Raw genomic sequence first — 17976 nt, 5'->3', positions numbered from 1 at the left:
TTCGGGAATTGAAGATAAGGAAATTCAAGAGCACTTTTCTCTTGGTCGATTGGATGTGGCGTTTCGCGTTCCGCACAACGCGCGTTAACGCTGCGCGACATGAAACGCGGCTCTGTTAAGAGCGGGAAACCTCGCCATCCCATCCTAACGGACTGCTCCGCAAACGACCGCTTTTTCCCCTTAAAAGGGGATAATAAATAAAAATTTTCATGATTAGTCAATCCTCTTCTTTTCAAGGAGAGGTAATTCTAAATTCTTAATTCTTAATTCTTAATTCTTGAATGTAATTATCTTTTTGAATTTTCTATAAAGCAGTAGCTAAATTTTTAAAGATTCTGTGAAGAAAGATACTTTGTGTCTGTGGAAAGAGATTATAAGTTATATTTATTAGTTAAACGTATTTCCGTTATTACACGGTTCTTATACACGAAATAGATTCTATAATTTTGTGAGTAAATTTGTAATACTTGAGAACCTAGATATTTAGATATTAATTCTTGAAAATTTTGTCTACAGGTATTTTTGTTGATTTTATCATGATTCAAGGATGACAATTTTGACTGACTCATTTAGACATATTAATATTAAATAAACTAATATATTATAATTAAATGACTATATGAAGATTCGGTAAAGATTCAGTAAAGATACTGATTTATTATTGTTTTATTTTTGTGGTTAGGGATACTATTAACTGACGACAAATTAATTTACTAATCAATGAAAATTCAACATTATCTACTGACTCCTCTTCTGGTAGCAAACATGGCAATTTTCTCTGAAAGAACTTTTGCTTTTGATTTTAAATTTGGTGCTAATGAGAAAGTTTTATTAAATGATGACTTTGATAGTCAGGGTGAATGGCAACTACCTACAAATGTTAAAATTGAATCCGGTTATTTAATTCCAGAAAGTGATTTTCAAACTGCATCACTTAATTTAGATGATTTAGGAATAGGTCCTCTGAGTCCAACTGAGGGTGCTATTAATTTGTATTGGAGTGCTATTTTTCCAGACGGTGCCCACAGAGAAAGAAATGCTTATATTCCTGCTTTACAATATGCAGAAAATCCCGTATTCTGTTGGAATGGCAAAGGTGGTGATGAAGCAGTGGTTGTAATTGAGGAAGATGGTTTTTCTTGTCCAACAGATTTGAGGCAGGTTGAGGAAAATGCGGAACTAAGAGCTTGGTTACGCCCTCAAACAAGAATTCAAAAACTGCCCACAAGACTATATGTGGACCCAGATTTTACTCCTGGTGTAGAACCAGAGGAGCGCGATCCTTCTGAGTTTGCTTTTCTCACCTTCAATAGTCAACCTAATCCTGTAACAGATTACCGTATGCGAATTGAGCAAATAGGTGAACAGGTTGAGGTTGAACTTTCCTTTTTTAATAATAATGATGAGTGGGAGTCAATAGGCGATCGTCTAGTAGTAGATTCATCTCAATGGAGATATGTTGCTGGTCAAAACGAAGATGGAACATATAACTATGGAATTGAGGAGTCTGTCACTTTTGAGTCTATTAATATTCTCCTAAGAAAACTTAACAGTGCGGAAGCCACTAAAATAGATGCTATTGCACTTACTCAAGAGAAAATTTTTGATAGTAAGTCTGTTCCGGAACCTACTTCTGTATTTAGTTTATTAGCTGCTGGAGCTTTAGGGATAGTAAGATGGAATAGGCAAAAAAAATAATCGCAAATCTCAGATAACTGCGACAAAAAAAATGAAAATCAAGTATTACTTACTGATGCTTCTTGTGATAGCAAGTATGGCAATTTTCTCTGAAAGAACTTTTGCATTTGATTTTAAATTTAGTTCCAATGAAACAGTTTTGTTAGAGGATGAATTTGATAGTCGGGGAATATGGCAACTATCCTCAAAACTCCGTGTTAATTCAGGTTATTTAATTTCAGATGGTGATTATCAAGCTGCATCACTTAAGTTAGTAGATTTAGGAATAAGTCCTCTCGATCTAAGTAATGGTACAATTAATTTGTATTGGAGGGGGATTTTTCCAAAAGATGCAACAAAGCCGAGAAATTCTTATGTCACAGCTTTAGAATATGCCGATAATTTACCCTTCTGTTGGAATGGGAAAATTGGTCAAGATGTTGAAATGGTTATCAAGGAAGATGCTTCTTCGTGTCCGACAGGTTTCAGTCAGGTTAAAGATGATGGTGAACTTAAGGCTTGGATACGCCCTCAAGAGCCTACCATACCGGGGTTAACAAGATTATTTGTAGACCCAGATTTTATTCCTGGTATGCAACCAGAAGAGCGTAATACTTCTGAGTTTCCTTATATTCTTTTGGATGGTAAACCAAATTCCCAAACAGAGTATCGTATGAGAGCTGAGGAAAAAAATCGACAGGTTGAAGTTGAACTTTTCTTTTTAAAAGAGGATAAATGGGAATCATTAGGTAAACCTCTAGTAGTGGAAACGTCACAGTGGAAATACGTTATTGGTCAGAAAGAAACTAGAAAAACTGATTATTTATATGGGATAGAGGAGAATTTAACTTTTGAGTCTATTAATCTTATATTAAGAAGAGATCAAAAAAAGCAGCCTACTAAAATAGATGCTATTGCACTTACCCAAGAGAAAATTTTTGATCGTAACTCTGTGTCTGAACCCAAACAACCTGCAGATCTTCCTTGAAACTAGAAATATAATAGATGAAAATTTCTAGTTGTGAGGCAAGGGTTGGATCTATGGTTTCTCCTAAGAGATGGTTGTCTATTCTCAGTGTTAATAGTCTGATGTTTTTTAATGTCAGTTTTCCTGTATTAATGTTGCCCAATATTATCAATGGGAGAGAAGTTATTGCTAAAACTAACCCTGGTGCTGAAGCAGAACAAACTTTTGATCAAGGAATGAAACTATATGATAAAGGTACAAAATTATATGAGGAAGGTACAAAATTATATGAGGAAGGTACAGCAGAATCTCGGAGGGGAGCAATCGCTAAATTTGGAGAGGCATTATTACTATTTAGGAAAACAGGTAACTTTAGTTGGGAAGCACTTACAATTCTTAGTATTGGACGTGTCTACAGTAACTTAGGAGAAAACAAAAAAGCACTCAATTATTACCAGCAAGCATTACCTCTATTTCAGCAAGCAGATGAGCAGGCCGGCGAAGCTACCACTCTCCATAATATTGGTGGTGTCTACAGTAATTTAGGAGAAAACAAAAAAGCACTCAATTACTACAATCAAGCTTTAACTCTCAGACGGCAATTAGACGATCAGGGTATGGAAGCAACTACTCTCACAAATATTGGTAATGTCTACCATAGCTTAGGAGAAAACAAAAAAGCACTCAATTTCTATGAGCAAGCTTTACCTATACTGCAGCAAGTAGGCGATCAAGGTGGGGAAGCTAGCACTCTCATAGGTATTGGCGTTGTCTACTCAGACTTAGGAGAAAAACAAACAGCACTCAATTACTACAATCAAGCTTTAACTATATATCGGCAAGCAGGGGATCGGGGTGAGGAAGCAACCACTCTTAATAATCTTGGCCTTGTCTACAATAGCTTAGGGGAAAAAAAACTTGCACTCAATTACTTTGAGCAAGCATTATCTATACTTCAGCAAGTAGGCGATCGGGGTGGGGAAGCTAGCACCCTCAATAATCTTGGCCTTGCCTACCATGGCTTAGGAGAAAACCAAAAAGCGCTCAATTTCTATGAGCAAGCATTATCTATACTTCAGCAAGTAGGCGATCGGGGTGGGGAAGCTAGCACCCTCAATAACATTGGTAGTGTTTACTATCGCTTAGGGGAAAAACAAATTGCACTCAATTACTATGAAAAAGTATTACCTCTCAGACAACAAGTAGGCGATCATAGTGGGGAAGGTGTTACTCTCCACAGTATTGCAAGTATTTACGATAGTATAGGAGAAAAGGAGAAAGCCCTATCATTCTATAATCAAGCTTTACTTATATTTCAGCAGGTAGGTTATCGGGAAGGGGAAGTTAGCACTATTAGTAATCTTGGCAGTATCTACAGTGACTTAGGAGAACACAAAAAGGGACTCAATTTCTACAATCAAGCTTTACTTTTAAGGCAGCAAATAGGTGATCGTGCTGGGGAAGCAAACACTCTCCATAATATTGGTGGAATCTACAGTGACTTAGGAGAAGACAAAAAAGCACTCTTATTTTTTAATCTAGCCTTACCTATACTTCAGCAGGTAGGCGATCAGCATGTGGAAGCTACGACTCTTTACAGTATAGCTTGGGTCAAATTTAGCCAAGGCAAACTCACCGAAAGCCTCACTTTCATGGAAAAATCCCTAGAAATAATCGAAGACCTCCGCACCAAAATAGTCGCTCAAGACCTCCGCACATCCTACTTTGCCACAGTTCAAGACTACTATCAATTCTACATCAACCTCCTAATGCAACTCCACAAACAAAACCCCAACCAAGGTTATGACAGCAAAGCATTAAACGCCAGCGAACGCAGTCGCGCTAGAAGCTTACTAGACATTCTAGCAGAATCAGGAACAGACATCAAAACCGGAGTAAACCCCCAACTCCTCGCTCAAGAAAAACAACTACTACAACAACTCAACACATTAGATCAAGCACGACAACTCAATACCCGTGGATACAACCCCGACGAACTCAAACAACAAATCGAAACCCTAACCAACCAACTCCAACAATTAGAAGTAAAAATCAAACAAAATAGCCCTCGTTACGCCAAACTCAAATATCCAGAACCCCTCACTGCCACAGAAATTCAAGAACAAGTCATCGACAAAGACACCATACTTTTACAATATTTTCTGGGAAAAGATACCAGTTATTTATGGTTAGTAACTCAAAAAGAAATTAGCAGTTATGAACTACCTCCAAGAGCAGAAATAGAAGAATTAGCTAAACAATTTAGACAAGAAATTATCTCCCTTTCCCCAGTGCCAGAAACCGGAAGTAAATTAAGTCAAATATTATTATTACCCGTAGCCAATAAATTAGAAAATAAACGACTATTAATAGTAGGAGATGGCATCTTACAAACCATTCCTTTTGCAGCCTTACCTTTGACCTCTCCCCCAACCCCTCTCCTGCGAGGAGAGGGAGGAAATTCTGCCTCCACCCTTGTAGGGGGGAATGAGGAGCGTAATAATTATCAACCCTTAATTATGAACCATGAAATAGTCACCTTACCCTCAGCTTCAAGTATTTCTATTCTTAGAGAACAAGTCAAAGGTAGAACCCCCGTTCCCAAAAAAGTAGCTGTTATTGCCGACCCAGTATTTGCAGATAACGACCCTAGATTTCAAACAGCTTCTCAACCAAAAAAAGAAACAAAAACTAATAATTTAACCGCAATGGCATTAACTCGTTCCCTAGAAGATTTTCTCGGTTCATCATTCAGTAGATTAGAAGGAACTCGTCAAGAAGCCGAAGCAATATTAGCATTAGTTCCTGACAATTTAGAACAACTATCCTTAGACTTCGATGCCAATCGAGAAACTGCAATAAACCCCGACTTATCCCAATATCAAATAGTACATTTAGCCACCCACGGACTATTAAATGAAAGCCAGCCAGAATTATCAGGATTAGTGCTTTCCTTGTATGATAAAACAGGCAAAGAAACACCAGGATTTTTACAATTAAACGATATATTTAACTTAGAAATGCCAGCGGAATTAGTAGTATTAAGTGCTTGTCAAACAGGAATAGGAGAAGAAATTAGAGGGGAAGGATTAGTAAGTTTAACCAGAGGATTTATGTATGCAGGAGCCAAACGAGTAGTAGTAAGTTTATGGAGTGTGGAGGATAATTCGACATCTGAATTAATGCAAAGTTATTATCGGAAAATGTTAGAAAAAGGAAAAAATCCTCTGGAGTCAATGAGGGAAACTCAGTTAGAAATGTTAAGTTCAGAAGAGCGGAAAGCACCCTATTATTGGGCACCATTTGTTGTGCAGGGAGAGTGGCAAGAAAGTCAAAAGTCAAAAGTCAAAAGTAAGAATAAGATTAGTAGGTTGGGTTGACGGAGGAAACCCAACAAAAATAGTTATCTATAGCAATCAGGAATGAGATGTGAGAATTTTTATGATAGTTAGTTTTGCCTGACAACCTTAACAATTCTGACTCCTGATATTATGTCCAATGGTATCGTTTGCGTAAAAGCTAGGGTGAATATCTACAGGAAATTTAAGTTTTTTCCAGCTTTTAAACCTTTTAAACCTTTTAAACCTTTTAAACCTTTTTTCCTTCTTGCTTCTTCCTTCTTGCTTCTTCCTTATATAAACATAGCAGAATTTGTAGGGAATTTTATATAATCTCCCTACAAATTCTCTCTTAATTATTAAGCTACTTCTTCTTTTATCTCTTCCTTCTGACTGCTGACTTCTTCTTTAATTACACTTAACTTTTTATTCTCAGCTAAATATTCAGCTAACTGCGCTTCAATTTTTTCTTTAACAATATGACGATACTCATAAAAATGTTCGATATGAGCGGAGTTACTTATATAAGATGTCAAAACACTAGGATTATGTTTTCTAATACTAAACAAATGATGCCAAAATTTCCAACGAGTTTTCCGCTTTATTCCCTGTCGCCAACAAAGAATCAATAATGCTCGTAATTCTATCCAAGTTGGTATTTTTGCAGCACCTTTAGCAGTGGGAGCGCCCATCATTAGAAAATGTCGATAATTTCGATCTAAAAATTTTTCACGGTCATACAACTGCCAGAATGCTTCTACATATTCTCTAGCAATATCTTCTATTGGCCTGGTAGGGATAAAATTTGTCAGTGTTACTTGATTGATGTTAGCACCTTTATCTAAAAGGCGACCTTCCTTTTTCAGACGATGCCAAAGTGCAGTATTTGGTAAGACTTGCAACATACTAAACATAGCAGTAGGAATAGTCGTCTCTTCCACAAATTTAACAATGCGATCGCCTGCTCCTGGTTTTTCTCCATCAAAACCAATGATAAAGCCTGCCATTACTCTGATACCAGACTTAATAATTTTCTCTACGGCTTCGTTTAGAGGGTTACGATTATTTTGATATTTGTGAGTTAACTGTAAACTATCTTCATCTGGGGTTTCTATTCCCAAAAATACTGCTCTGAGATTGCAATCTACCATTAATTGCATTAATTCTGGATCTTCTGCTAAGTTAACGGAAGCTTCTGTGGTTAGTTTAAATGGATATTGATGTTCTGCTTGCCAAACTTTTAATTCTTTGAGCAACAATTTAACATTACGCTTATTGCCAATAAAGTTGTCATCCACCATAAATAGAGAACCACGCCATCCTAAGTCGTATAAGCAATCTAACTCTGCTAATAATTGTGCTGGCGTTTTAGTGCGAGGTTTACGACCATACAGAACAATAATATCGCAAAATTCACATTGAAACGGACAACCACGGGAAAACTGAACCGACATAGATTCATAATATTGCATTTCCAATAAATCGAATCTGGGAATAGGAGTTGTTGTCACATCAGGTTTATTCCCATCTGCACGGAAAATACCTTTAGTTTCGCCACGCTGAATAGCATCGATAAACATAGGCAAAGTAATTTCCCCTTCGTCCAGAATCAGAAAATCTACACCACTGTCCAATTGTTCTTGAGGTAATGCTGTGGGATATGGACCACCACAGGCCACTAATTTATTGCGTCGTTTTGCTTCCCGGATTTGGTCATGTAAGTCTTCTTTATGGACAATCATGGCCGATAGTATTACTAGGTCTGCCCATTCCCATTCTGCTTCTGTGACTGCCCTAATATTTCTATCGACTAACTTAAATTCCCATTCCTGGGGTAAGATAGCTGCTACTGTTACTAGACCTAATGGAGGTATCATTACTTTGCGATTTATCAGTTCCAAAATTTTTTCAAAAGACCAGAAAGATTGGGGAAATAGGGGATAAATTAATAAAACTCGCATTAAATATTAGCTCCTCACATTAGGGTAAAGTCTGTTTTTTTTGATAGGTTAAGCTTAACGTAATTAGTTCAGTTTAACCAATAAATAAAAAAGTAATTATTTCTTCTTGGTTATCAAATCTAAACAGTTAAGATTTCCCTTTTGAATATAATATATTTTGACATTATTATCTTTTTTGAGGATACTTAAACCTTAAGTAATAGTTAAATTTTTAATAATTTGGACTGCAATTATTTTTCATAAATACAATAATCATTAATTACTCAACTATCTCAGGCAAAAAAAATATGGATATTGATAAATTTTTTTCTATATCCAGTGAACCAGTTTTATATATTTTTAATCAACAAGGTCTGGGATACTATATTCCCTTATATCAACGAAAATATAGTTGGGATACAGAAAATATTGAACAATTGATGGATGATATTTGTTCTGGGGTGTCTGACCTATTTGAAGATGATAAGTATATTCATTTTATGGGAACAATGATTCTAGTTGAAGAACACGATAAAATTAATAATATTAAGCCACAATAACCTCGCGCACTTCCTACTCATATAGATAATATTGCAACAACTAATCTCAACTATTGCTTTATTAGCTTGTTGCTTATACGAAAAAATTTACACAATTAAAAATGAACTAAATGAAGATTCTGATTCAGAAGATTTATTTAAAGAAATAGAAGAAGCTGCTGATGATTTTTTAGGGAATCTCCTATAACTTTTTTCGTTTGATATAAAGAAAGATACATTAAACTATAAACCAATCACTATTAGAGGTTAACTAGATATTTGGACTATACAAGGGGAAGTAGCTGAACATTATAAGTCTGATATTTCATCTTATTTAGCTAATTTTATTGAAACAATTGATGCAATTTCTCATTCTCAGGATAAAGAGATAAAATTTCCAGTTCCTGCAAAAAACTCTTTGATTGAGAAGAATATTAAGTCTATTCAACTGTACTTAGACCAAGTAAAAAATTCTTTTGAAGGGAATGATATAAATTATCCTTCTGGTTGAGAAATTATTGAAAAACTAAATACATCGTTATTGTCAGAATTATGGAATTATGAATATTCTCAGTTATTTGAAACAGTAAAACAATATAAAAATATTCAACCTTCAAATTTAGATCGAAATCAAAAAAATATTTGTTCTTTAGTACAACTTTTTACATTTTCTAGTTATTTGCTTAAACGATGCTGTTTAACTGTGATTAAACCTGTATCACAACTCCGAGCATTTGATATGTTCCAATCTTTAAATGCAACAGGGACTCCTCTAACAGCTATTGAAACATTTAAGCCTCTAGTTGTTAATGTAGCTGACTCTAAAACTCAAGGTTTTAAAAATTCCAACTTCGATAAAAATTTTACAAAAATAGAAAATTTAATGGAAAGACTACGGAGTGCTTCTAGTAAAAATAAAAGGACTAATGAATATCTAACTTTATTTTCTTTCACGTATGAAGGAAAAAGTTTATTGAAGCAGTTTAGCACTCAAAGAAATTGGCTGATTGAAAAATTTGACAGAGATTGTTCTTCAAATCAAGATGAACAATCTCTACTAAAAGATAAAGAAAAGTTTATTGAACAAATGGGCGATATAGCGGAATATTGCCAAGAAATTTTATATTCTCAGGAGAATCTAAAAAAGATTTTACCTAAATTAAATTTCTTGGATGAATCTGAGAGAAAACTTGCATCTTTCAGCTTACTTTATCTGAAAGATGCTAAGCATAAAATGGCACATACAATTTTAAGTCGTTTCTATTCCTTGATTATTCGTACTCAAAATGATTCTGAATCTTTAGAAGAAGAAAATCAAATACAAGCCCAAGAAAATTTTGCTATTTCATGCAAAATTGTAGCAGCATTTTTTACTTTGTGGCGTTCTGCATTACCAACTACAGGATTAGATAATGTCTATCGAAAGTTACTCCAAGAAAAAATGTCGTGGAAAAAAGGTAACTCTGAAATGACAATAGGAAATTTAAAACGTCATTTCAAAAATGCTCTTGAAACTCAAGAAATAGGTACGAAAGAAAAATGGATAAATAAAGCTATAAATTATTTAAGATACGATAATGTTCAAAAAGTGTGTCGCTTTGTTCTATTTATAACATCGCATGATACTATTTCTGACCCTGAACATCCTGGTTTAATGAAGGTAGGTAAACCTAAATCATCTTTTCCTTATTTAGAACCTAGTCAATGGTTATCTAAGGATTTAAAAAGTATTGAACACATAGCACCTCAAAAGCCAGAGTTACAAACGGAAGCTAATTGGGACGAAAATTTATATACAAATGATGATTATGAACAAATTGGTAATTTAACTCTACTTCCTACTAAAATAAATAGTTCTGCTGGTAATAAAAAATGGATAGAAAAATTGATTTATTATTGTCATTTATCTGAAAAAGATGCCGATAAATTAAGTGATTTAAAAAACCGAGCAGAAAAAAATAAAGTTAATCTGAATGATACTACTATTAAATTACTAACTGAAGCCTCTTGTTTTGATCATATCAAGCCAATTATTGAGATTGGACCAACAGGAAAATGGGATAAAAATTTTGTTGAAGAGAGAACTAAGTGTATATGTGATATTCTTTGGAAACGAATGTATGAAGAATGGTTATCTTAACAGAGAAAGAATATGACATCTCTATCCATAACTATCAAATTAAATGACTAATATTCAAGGTACGCTAGGTATTGACTTTCTTAGTGGCACTCCCGATAGTGACATTATCCCTGCTCTGGAAAGTAAAGATATTGTCCAAGGTTTCGGGGGTAATGACCAAATTTTCGGCAACCAGGGAGCCGATGTCCTCCAAGGTAATCAAGGGGATGATATTATTTATGGCGGACAAGATGCCGATACAATTTTTGGCGGGCAAGGAAATGACTTAATTTCTGGAGACTTTGGAGCTGACTGGTTAATTGGCGACCTGGGTAGGGATACAATGACTGGGGGTGAGGGAGACGATGTATTTGCTATTGGTAGACGTGGAGATTTATCTTCGACTGGTGGGGTAAATTTGGCAGATGCAGATGTAATTACAGATTTTGGGAATGGTGCTGATCGCCTCATTCTGACTGGAGGGTTACAATTTAGTGAGTTAAATATTTTGCCTTCTGAGGGTAATACTATTATTCAAGATAGAGTAACGGGAGAATATTTGGCAGTTTTGCCAGGGGTGACAAATCTTGAGGAATCTAATTTTAGTTCTTTGTTAGGTGGGGTGGAGTTAGGACAAATGTTACCTATTTCGGCACAGGCAAATTTTTCTGGGCAAGTTGTTAATTTGGAGGTGGCGCGAACTCCTTTTCAGCAGGCAGTAGGTTTGATGTTTCGGACTGAGTTGCCAGATAATCAGGGTATGTTATTTTCTATTGATCCTCCTAGGACGGTAAATTTTTGGATGAGAAATGTTTTTATTAATTTGGATATGATATTTCTGAGGAATGGGGAGGTACAGGCGATTTTTTCTAATTTACCTCCTTGTGAAACTGAACCTTGCCCTACTTATGGACCAGGTACTCCTGTTGATGGGGTGATTGAGTTGAGGGGTGGTAGAGCTATTGAGTTGGGTTTAAGGGTGGGCGATCGCTTAGATATAACTGAAGTTGGCAGTTAGAAGTCAGAAGTTCAATTCTTTTTGTGACTATATTTGAGAATGTCTTAACAGTAATGGTGACTGCTATATTCAATCATTTAAACTATTGCGCAACAGTTTTTAGATTTTAGATAAAGTAGTTAGGGTAGGGATAGTGCTACGCGCCGCTATGCGTTTCATGTCGCGCAGCGAAACGCCCAGATATTCCTGAAGTCTGAAGTTAGGAGTCAAATTCCTTTTGTGACTATATTTGATAATTTGAAAATGTCGTAACAGTAATGGCTACTACTATATTCAGCCTATTTTTTTGTAGCCCACATTCCGCACGTCAAGTTGTAGCATTAAAAGTAGTATAAAAACGGCAGCTTGGTAGGTATTTATACTATGTAGCTCCGATTCATTGACGTTTCTGAGGAGTCAAATTCTCAGGAAAATATTAAGCATAAATACTCAATTACTTACTCCTATTGACCACTATAATTGTCTCCTGTCTCCTGTCTCCTGTTGTTTTTATACTACATTTTGTCGTGCGGAATGTAGGTTGTAGGAAAATACTTTTTGATTTAACTTTTGTCACTACTACACAGAAGTTTTAGTTGAATAAAAAGTCATGTGTATACGCGAGTTAGACCTTACAAATTTATTGTATCACAAAATTTAGTTTATTTTCCTACTATTTTCTACTGAAATTTTTGGAGCTTCAGAAAATGAATATTCTGCTCACTTTAATTTGAAAATGTATTAAGATTAATAGCAACTACCATATTCAGGCTATTTTTTAGCTGAAGAATACTTTTCTCCCCTACTCCCCTACTCCCTTACGGAAAATATTTCTAGTTCTCAAAATATCAGGAACAGTAGGACAATAACTCGGCAGTTCAAAAGTTGCTGGATTAATAGGATGTTGATATGTAAAATGGCGATATTCTAAACAGAATCTATCCCAAGCTGCAACTTGAATTTTAAATACTGAAATTATTATCTCTATCAACCAAGGCGCCAAATTAAAACGAAAAAATATTCGTTTCTTCAGATATGCACAAATTTCTTCAACAGCCTGATTAACTGTAACTTTTGGATTCCCTAAAATTAATTTTTGTAGTTCTTTTGACTGGGGTGGGTTTTCTACTAAATAAGTAACTACTTGAGCAATATCAGCAGCATGAATAAAATGGAAACTACCATCAGCTTTTAACCATCGAATTAAACCAATATGTTTAATTATTTCTGGTAAACCAGCAGAAAGATGAGAATATGGTTTTTCTTCATCTCCTCCTAAAACCAATGTAGGAAAAAGACAAGTTAGAGGGGATAAATTATCCAATCTAGATAACTGATACATACAGTCATATTTAGAACGAATATAGTCAGTACCAATCTCTCCAGCTTTTTTAAGTAATCTGTTATTTTGGTCGAGAATACTAGCAGTAGAAAAATAAATGATATTTTCACATACTTCCGGATTTAGTAATGTAATTAACTTCAGAGTTTTAATCACATTAATATCAAATACTTCCTGCAAATTTCCCCAAGCAGTAGCAGCTAAAATTGCCACATTAACTTCTTGGAGTAAGGAGGAAAACTGCTCAATTTCTCTGAGATTGGCATTTAAAAGATTAACACCAGTACGAGCTTTATAGTCAACTTTTAATTTATCTGGGTTCCTAACTAATAAGTAAAGTTCGTGCTGGGTATTTTGAATTAAGGATTCAACAATATAGTGACCAATACACCCACTAGCACCCGTAATGAAAATCCGTTTATGGCTCATAAAAAAATGTTTTAGGTTTTAGATGGTAGGTAAAACTCAGGTTATGAGCAATATTTTATGTTCGATACCATACTATATTCTAAGACTATATTAACTCACGTTTTCCCTAAGCAAAGAGGTTTGTAGGCTTTCCCCGTTAGATAAGCTACAAAAATTGGAATTTTTTCAGGATATTTACTTACTTCACCTACATAAAATAATTTTAGAAATACAGCAAATTTCATATAAGTGAGTTATACCAATTCCCAAAAGTAATGCTATACTTCAGCCATACTTCAACAGTCAAATATGTACAAACATTCAAAGTATGTTTTTGACAATTTAAGTTCAGTTAGTATATATTATTCCTACTTTTACCTCTCCCCAAACCTCCCACACTTCCTCTCCTGGGAGGAGTTAGGGGTGGGTCCCACACTTCCCCACCCAATTAAATAGGTTTTGCTGAATAAATCTCGCTCGCATGGGTAGATAAAGGTTTGAGCATTTTCAAGTCCGGAAAAAGTAGGAGATTTTCAGCCAGGGTAAGCTCAAAAAGTTAGTATTTGGGTAAGAGTTAGGGAGGTTGGAGCAAAGGATAATTTTTCTGAGTACCCCCTGTATAACTCCCTGTGTCTGTTGACTCTTCACTACTCCCTACTCCTTACTTCCTCCCTTCACCATCAGACTTTTGAGCGCAACCCCTAAGTATAGCATTCTTTTTGATAAATAGTATTACACCCCAGAGCGAGCAAGATGCTTAGTAGCCAAGATGCCTACTCCACAAGGTCTTATATCATGTCCGGTTGAACAGTGATAATTAAAGCTCGTAGTAGGGCTTTAGCCCTAAGATAGGTATTTATCGGGCTAAAGCCCTACTACAAACAAAAACTTTTTTATTACTAATTATCCAGACATGATATTACATCTTTGTACCTCATATACCTGGAATTTGCTGTAATAGTTAATGTTAAAAGCAGGGAGTAGTGAAGTCTGATAATTGCTCAGTTACAACTTCCCATTCATGAGTACCTACTCTCGATATCTAGCAAAATTTTTCTCATATCATCTAAAACTTAATTCTCCACCGAAAACTCACTCAGAGATTACTTTTATAGCGGTTTTCACAAAGGTAGACTACAAAATTTCTTCCTTCTTCCTTCTTCCTTCTTCCTTCTTCCTTTAAACCCAAATCTCTGTACTCTATATTAATGAAAACTGCTATAATTTTTAACTTTTGACTTGCACATAGCGCTATACCTATAATTCCCGAAAAATGCTAGCCTAGCAATAATAAATTTAGGGGCAGGTTAGAAACCCACCCCTACAAAAAATTAATGCAAATCTCAAATCTACCTTAATTAAACTTAAGCGGTTACTGCTAATAAATTGCTAACCTCTTTGGCAGTTTTAAAGAAATACTCTACATTTTCTTCAGGAGTCTTTTGCAAAACACCATGTCCTAAATTTAATATATGACCTCGGTTCCCAGCTTTGCGGATAGTTTCCAAAATGCGAGATTTGATAAACTCTTTAGAACCAAAAAGTACACCAGGATCAATATTTCCCTGAATACCAATATTCTGACCAAGGCGTTGTCTAGCTTCACCAATATCTACAGTCCAGTCTACACTCACTATATCAACACCAGTTTGGGGCATTCTCTCTAACAATCCAGCACTGCCATTAATATATAGAATAAAAGGTGTATTAGGATGAGTCTTCTTAACCTGCTGCACTACCAATTTTTGATAGGGCAAAGCAAAAGTTTCATAATCTTGAGGGCTAAGTTGACCTGCCCAAGAATCAAACATTTGGATAACTTGTGCCCCACTATTTATTTGGTAACGAGCATAAACGGCGATCGCCTCTGCCAGTTTACCTAAAAACTGATGCAACATTTCTGGCTCACAAAAAGCCATTTTTTTGATATTGGTATAATCTTTACAACTCTTACCTTCTATAGCATAAGCAGCTAAAGTCCAAGGTGCCCCAACAAAACCTAAAACTGCTGCCTCATTCTTAACTTCTCTTCTGAGAACTTGTAAAATTTCCCTAATAAAAGGTAGAGACTCTTCTGGTTCGATAGGGTGAAGTTGGTCAATTTGAGATTGAGTGCGAATAGGCGGATCGATAATTGGTCCTTTGCTTTCGACAATATCAAAATCAATCCCTATTGCTGGAAGTGGGGTTAAGATATCTGAGAATAAAATTACTCCATCAGGTTTAAAAGCGTGGAAAGGTTGCAGAGATATTTCCACAGCAATATCTACCTTTTCGGAACGCTCGCGAAATGAGGGATATTTGTCTCGTAAATCTCGATAAGCCTTCATGTAGCGCCCCGCCTGTCTCATCATCCATACAGGTGGACGGTCTAATAATTCACCCTGAGTTGCTCGTAATAAATAGGGTATTTGGCTTGATTCGGCCATATTTACTTTACCTTCTACTTCTAAAATCTTTCATCTTAACTATCAGGTCAACTTATATTGTCCTGATCTGTAAGTTTACAAGGACGTGACATTTGTGCAAATAGTAGACTTTGGATTGTAACGAAAGTTTACTTAATTTCTTTATTTCCAAGTTCAAAGCCATTTTCTTTAACATAAACATAAGGAATGGTTGTAGCTTTAAAGTCAACTATATTAGCTGCATTTTGTACCCACTCACAATAAAGTGGATTTAATTCTTGATAAATTTGTTTGAGAGTTTGTATTTCTATTTCAAGTTGATTAGCTTTTTCATTGACTTTTTTCACTTGTTCCTGTAAGAGTTTTCCCCCCTCGTAAACTTGCTGTTGTAATTCCAGCCATTCCAGCCGAGATTTTTTTGGTTGTAGGGTAGTTTTTTTCTGATTAAGTTGCGCCTCTAATACTTTGAGAGATTGATTAATTTCTTGAATTTCTGCTTGCCAGTTTGCGGTTTCTTCAGTATTTTTTTTACGAAATTCTGCTAGTGCTTCAGGAGTATTATCTTTGGGAAAACTAACATTTATTTGGAAAGAGGAACGTTTTTGACGCAGTACATCTACTTGAGCTTGTAAAGCATCTATTTCTGTTTGTAAGGTTTCTACTTCTAATTTTAGTTCAGCTAAATTTTCTTTCATAACTTCAGTAGAATTTAATCTATAGCAGTCCTATCTGAGTCCTGTAAAAAATCTTTGTTGCTTTTAGGCAAGAGATAAGAGAAGGAAGTGTAGGAATTTTATCCATTTTTTGATTTATTATAAATCATTTAGGATTGCTATAAGTAGATGAGTATAAAAAAATAGAAAACCAATAGGCAAATGCCAGGTTAGCTTAAAGAAATTGTTTATAGCGGTTTTGAGAAAGGTAGACTACAAAATTTCTTCCTTCTCTCCTAGATAACTAAAGCCTTCTCTCCTAGATAACTAAAGCCTTCTTCCTTTCAACCCAAATCTCTGTACTCTATATTAATGAAAACTGCTATAATCACTATCCACAGTTATTATGTTCCGGTGTTCTCTCTTAGGAATCAATTTTCTATTTGATTTTACCAATGGATAATTGATAATTAATCAATTCAGTTTAAAGCCTCTCCTTTTAAGGAGAAAAAAAATTGTAATTTCCTGATATTCAATCAAGTAGGTTTTCCTGGAGGTAATTATTCATTATCCATTATTAATTAATTAATACCTACTTACTCGATTAGGAACTATTATATATCCGGTGTTGCTATCTCCTAACACCAAATTTTTTTCTCTACCCCAATACCACCAGTATGCACCAATATAAGCACAAATTAAACTATCTAATTTATCTTCTGTCGTTTTAAGGGTAGCCATGCTATTAATTTTTTCCATATCTAGGAAATTATCAGAAATTACTAGAGCTGGTTCTAGAGTTGGTAAGATATTTAGAATGTATTGGTGCAGTTTCAAAAGTTCTGATTTTCGGTCAGCTAATCTACCTTTTTTATATTTCAAAATTCTTTCTAACTGAAACAAATTAACTATAGCTGGATGGGGAAAAACTTCGATTTGAAAACGTCCTGGTTGTTGAGTTTCAATTGTTGGTGCATGAATAAAATTTTTAGCTTCTAAACTAATGCCAAATTTGACTGTTCTCTGAGCAAAAGGGCGATTAAGATTTGCCGGATAACATCCTGCATGATAACGACCAAAATATTTATGAGTAAGTTTATCTGGAAGTCTAGTTCCTGTTTGATTGGGAATTATTGTTGGAGCATCTATAGCAATTAGAGCTGGAGTAGATAGTGGAGTTAAATTATCAATCCAATTGAGAATATCTTCAATTTCTAGTATGCAGTCTAAGTCTAATATTTTTAACTTTTTGTTTGAGTATTGTAGACAGCATAAACCACTTTTGCCAGATTGCCAACCAAGGTCTATTCCGATAAATTTCATAATGTTATTTGACTAAATATAAATATAGTTGAGGTTAGCTTAAGCAATAGCAAAACTAAACTTAAATTCTGAATCCTGAGTGGTGTATCCTGACTCCTAATCAGATTTACCTTAGATTAAAAAGAGATATTCAAGCTAATAAATGATACTTAAACTATTTATTTTTACTCCTGACTCCTGACTCCTGTCTCCTGACTCCTAATAACTTCTGTGGTGTATCCTGACTCCTAATCAGATTTACCTTAGATTAAAAAGAGATATTCAA

Annotated in this window: 13 protein-coding genes; 7 read left to right on the top strand and 6 right to left on the bottom strand. The window is 35.1% G+C overall.

What is annotated here, in order from left to right; translation table 11 throughout:
• Positions 1 to 221: hypothetical protein (locus tag ACP6PL_RS16390; protein WP_426546331.1), on the bottom strand; the 221-nt coding region annotated here is incomplete at its 3' end.
• Between the two features lie 499 nt (positions 222 to 720).
• Here ACP6PL_RS16390 and ACP6PL_RS16385 point away from each other — a divergent pair.
• From ACP6PL_RS16385 to ACP6PL_RS16375, 3 genes are read left to right on the top strand one after another with little or no spacing between them, the layout of a single operon-like run.
• Positions 721 to 1698, top strand: coding sequence for a PEP-CTERM sorting domain-containing protein (locus tag ACP6PL_RS16385; RefSeq protein WP_426546330.1), 978 nt, complete (start codon positions 721 to 723; stop codon positions 1696 to 1698).
• A 31-nt stretch (positions 1699 to 1729) separates the two neighbouring features.
• Entirely contained in the window at positions 1730 to 2665 is a 936-nt protein-coding gene (locus ACP6PL_RS16380) for a hypothetical protein (RefSeq protein WP_426546329.1), read from the top strand.
• Positions 2666 to 2682: 17 nt separating this feature from the next.
• Positions 2683 to 6024 carry a CHAT domain-containing protein gene (locus ACP6PL_RS16375; protein WP_426546328.1) on the top strand — a complete coding sequence of 1114 codons (3342 nt, stop codon included), beginning with the start codon at positions 2683 to 2685 and terminating at the stop codon, positions 6022 to 6024.
• Between the two features lie 317 nt (positions 6025 to 6341).
• Here the strand turns inward: ACP6PL_RS16375 and ACP6PL_RS16370 are convergent, their stop codons facing one another.
• A complete protein-coding gene (locus ACP6PL_RS16370) occupies positions 6342 to 7943 on the bottom strand; it encodes a B12-binding domain-containing radical SAM protein (protein ID WP_426546327.1) in 1602 nt (533 codons plus the stop codon).
• A gap of 287 nt (positions 7944 to 8230) precedes the next feature.
• Here ACP6PL_RS16370 and ACP6PL_RS16365 point away from each other — a divergent pair, with 287 nt between their 5' ends.
• The 4 genes from ACP6PL_RS16365 to ACP6PL_RS16350 all read left to right on the top strand — a co-directional run bounded on the left by ACP6PL_RS16365 (position 8231) and on the right by ACP6PL_RS16350 (position 11598).
• On the top strand, positions 8231 to 8482 hold the full coding sequence (locus ACP6PL_RS16365; RefSeq protein ID WP_426546326.1) for a GmrSD restriction endonuclease domain-containing protein: 252 nt from the start codon (positions 8231 to 8233) through the stop codon (positions 8480 to 8482).
• A gap of 31 nt (positions 8483 to 8513) precedes the next feature.
• Complete coding sequence (locus ACP6PL_RS16360; protein ID WP_426546325.1) at positions 8514 to 8669, top strand: hypothetical protein; 156 nt, start codon at positions 8514 to 8516, stop codon at positions 8667 to 8669.
• Positions 8670 to 9002: 333 nt separating this feature from the next.
• A complete protein-coding gene (locus tag ACP6PL_RS16355) occupies positions 9003 to 10601 on the top strand; it encodes an HNH endonuclease family protein (protein ID WP_426546324.1) in 1599 nt (532 codons plus the stop codon).
• 43 nt (positions 10602 to 10644) lie between these two features.
• Complete coding sequence (locus ACP6PL_RS16350; protein ID WP_426546323.1) at positions 10645 to 11598, top strand: DUF192 domain-containing protein; 954 nt, start codon at positions 10645 to 10647, stop codon at positions 11596 to 11598.
• A 781-nt stretch (positions 11599 to 12379) separates the two neighbouring features.
• Here the strand turns inward: ACP6PL_RS16350 and ACP6PL_RS16345 are convergent.
• The 4 genes from ACP6PL_RS16345 to ACP6PL_RS16330 all read right to left on the bottom strand — a co-directional run bounded on the left by ACP6PL_RS16345 (position 12380) and on the right by ACP6PL_RS16330 (position 17711).
• The gene (locus ACP6PL_RS16345; RefSeq protein WP_426546322.1) at positions 12380 to 13348 is read right to left on the bottom strand and encodes an NAD-dependent epimerase/dehydratase family protein; all 969 of its coding nucleotides are present in this window, start codon (positions 13346 to 13348) and stop codon (positions 12380 to 12382) included.
• A 1343-nt stretch (positions 13349 to 14691) separates the two neighbouring features.
• On the bottom strand, positions 14692 to 15756 hold the full coding sequence (gene hemE / locus ACP6PL_RS16340; RefSeq protein ID WP_426546321.1) for a uroporphyrinogen decarboxylase: 1065 nt from the start codon (positions 15754 to 15756) through the stop codon (positions 14692 to 14694).
• Between the two features lie 128 nt (positions 15757 to 15884).
• Positions 15885 to 16430, bottom strand: coding sequence for a hypothetical protein (locus ACP6PL_RS16335; protein WP_426546320.1), 546 nt, complete (start codon positions 16428 to 16430; stop codon positions 15885 to 15887).
• Positions 16431 to 16973: 543 nt separating this feature from the next.
• Positions 16974 to 17711: a DUF429 domain-containing protein gene (locus tag ACP6PL_RS16330; protein WP_426546319.1), complete on the bottom strand. Its 738-nt coding sequence runs from the start codon at positions 17709 to 17711 to the stop codon at positions 16974 to 16976.
• Positions 17712 to 17976: the final 265 nt, after the last annotated feature.

This window comes from Dapis purpurea BLCC-M126 (assembly GCF_050015975.1).
Taxonomy (GTDB): Bacteria; Cyanobacteriota; Cyanobacteriia; order Cyanobacteriales; family Microcoleaceae; genus Trichodesmium.
This window is presented reverse-complemented; position numbering and strand designations above follow the sequence as displayed.

Excerpts from the sequence above, each read along its gene's own strand:
- ACP6PL_RS16385 (WP_426546330.1), top strand. The coding sequence starts at position 721 with ATGAAAATTCAACATTATCTACTGACTCCTCTTCTGGTAGCAAACATG.
- ACP6PL_RS16380 (WP_426546329.1), top strand. The coding sequence starts at position 1,730 with ATGAAAATCAAGTATTACTTACTGATGCTTCTTGTGATAGCAAGTATG.
- ACP6PL_RS16375 (WP_426546328.1), top strand. The coding sequence starts at position 2,683 with ATGAAAATTTCTAGTTGTGAGGCAAGGGTTGGATCTATGGTTTCTCCT.
- ACP6PL_RS16370 (WP_426546327.1), bottom strand. The coding sequence starts at position 7,943 with ATGCGAGTTTTATTAATTTATCCCCTATTTCCCCAATCTTTCTGGTCT.
- ACP6PL_RS16365 (WP_426546326.1), top strand. The coding sequence starts at position 8,231 with ATGGATATTGATAAATTTTTTTCTATATCCAGTGAACCAGTTTTATAT.
- ACP6PL_RS16350 (WP_426546323.1), top strand. The coding sequence starts at position 10,645 with ATGACTAATATTCAAGGTACGCTAGGTATTGACTTTCTTAGTGGCACT.
- ACP6PL_RS16345 (WP_426546322.1), bottom strand. The coding sequence starts at position 13,348 with ATGAGCCATAAACGGATTTTCATTACGGGTGCTAGTGGGTGTATTGGT.
- hemE (WP_426546321.1), bottom strand. The coding sequence starts at position 15,756 with ATGGCCGAATCAAGCCAAATACCCTATTTATTACGAGCAACTCAGGGT.
- ACP6PL_RS16335 (WP_426546320.1), bottom strand. The coding sequence starts at position 16,430 with ATGAAAGAAAATTTAGCTGAACTAAAATTAGAAGTAGAAACCTTACAA.
- ACP6PL_RS16330 (WP_426546319.1), bottom strand. The coding sequence starts at position 17,711 with ATGAAATTTATCGGAATAGACCTTGGTTGGCAATCTGGCAAAAGTGGT.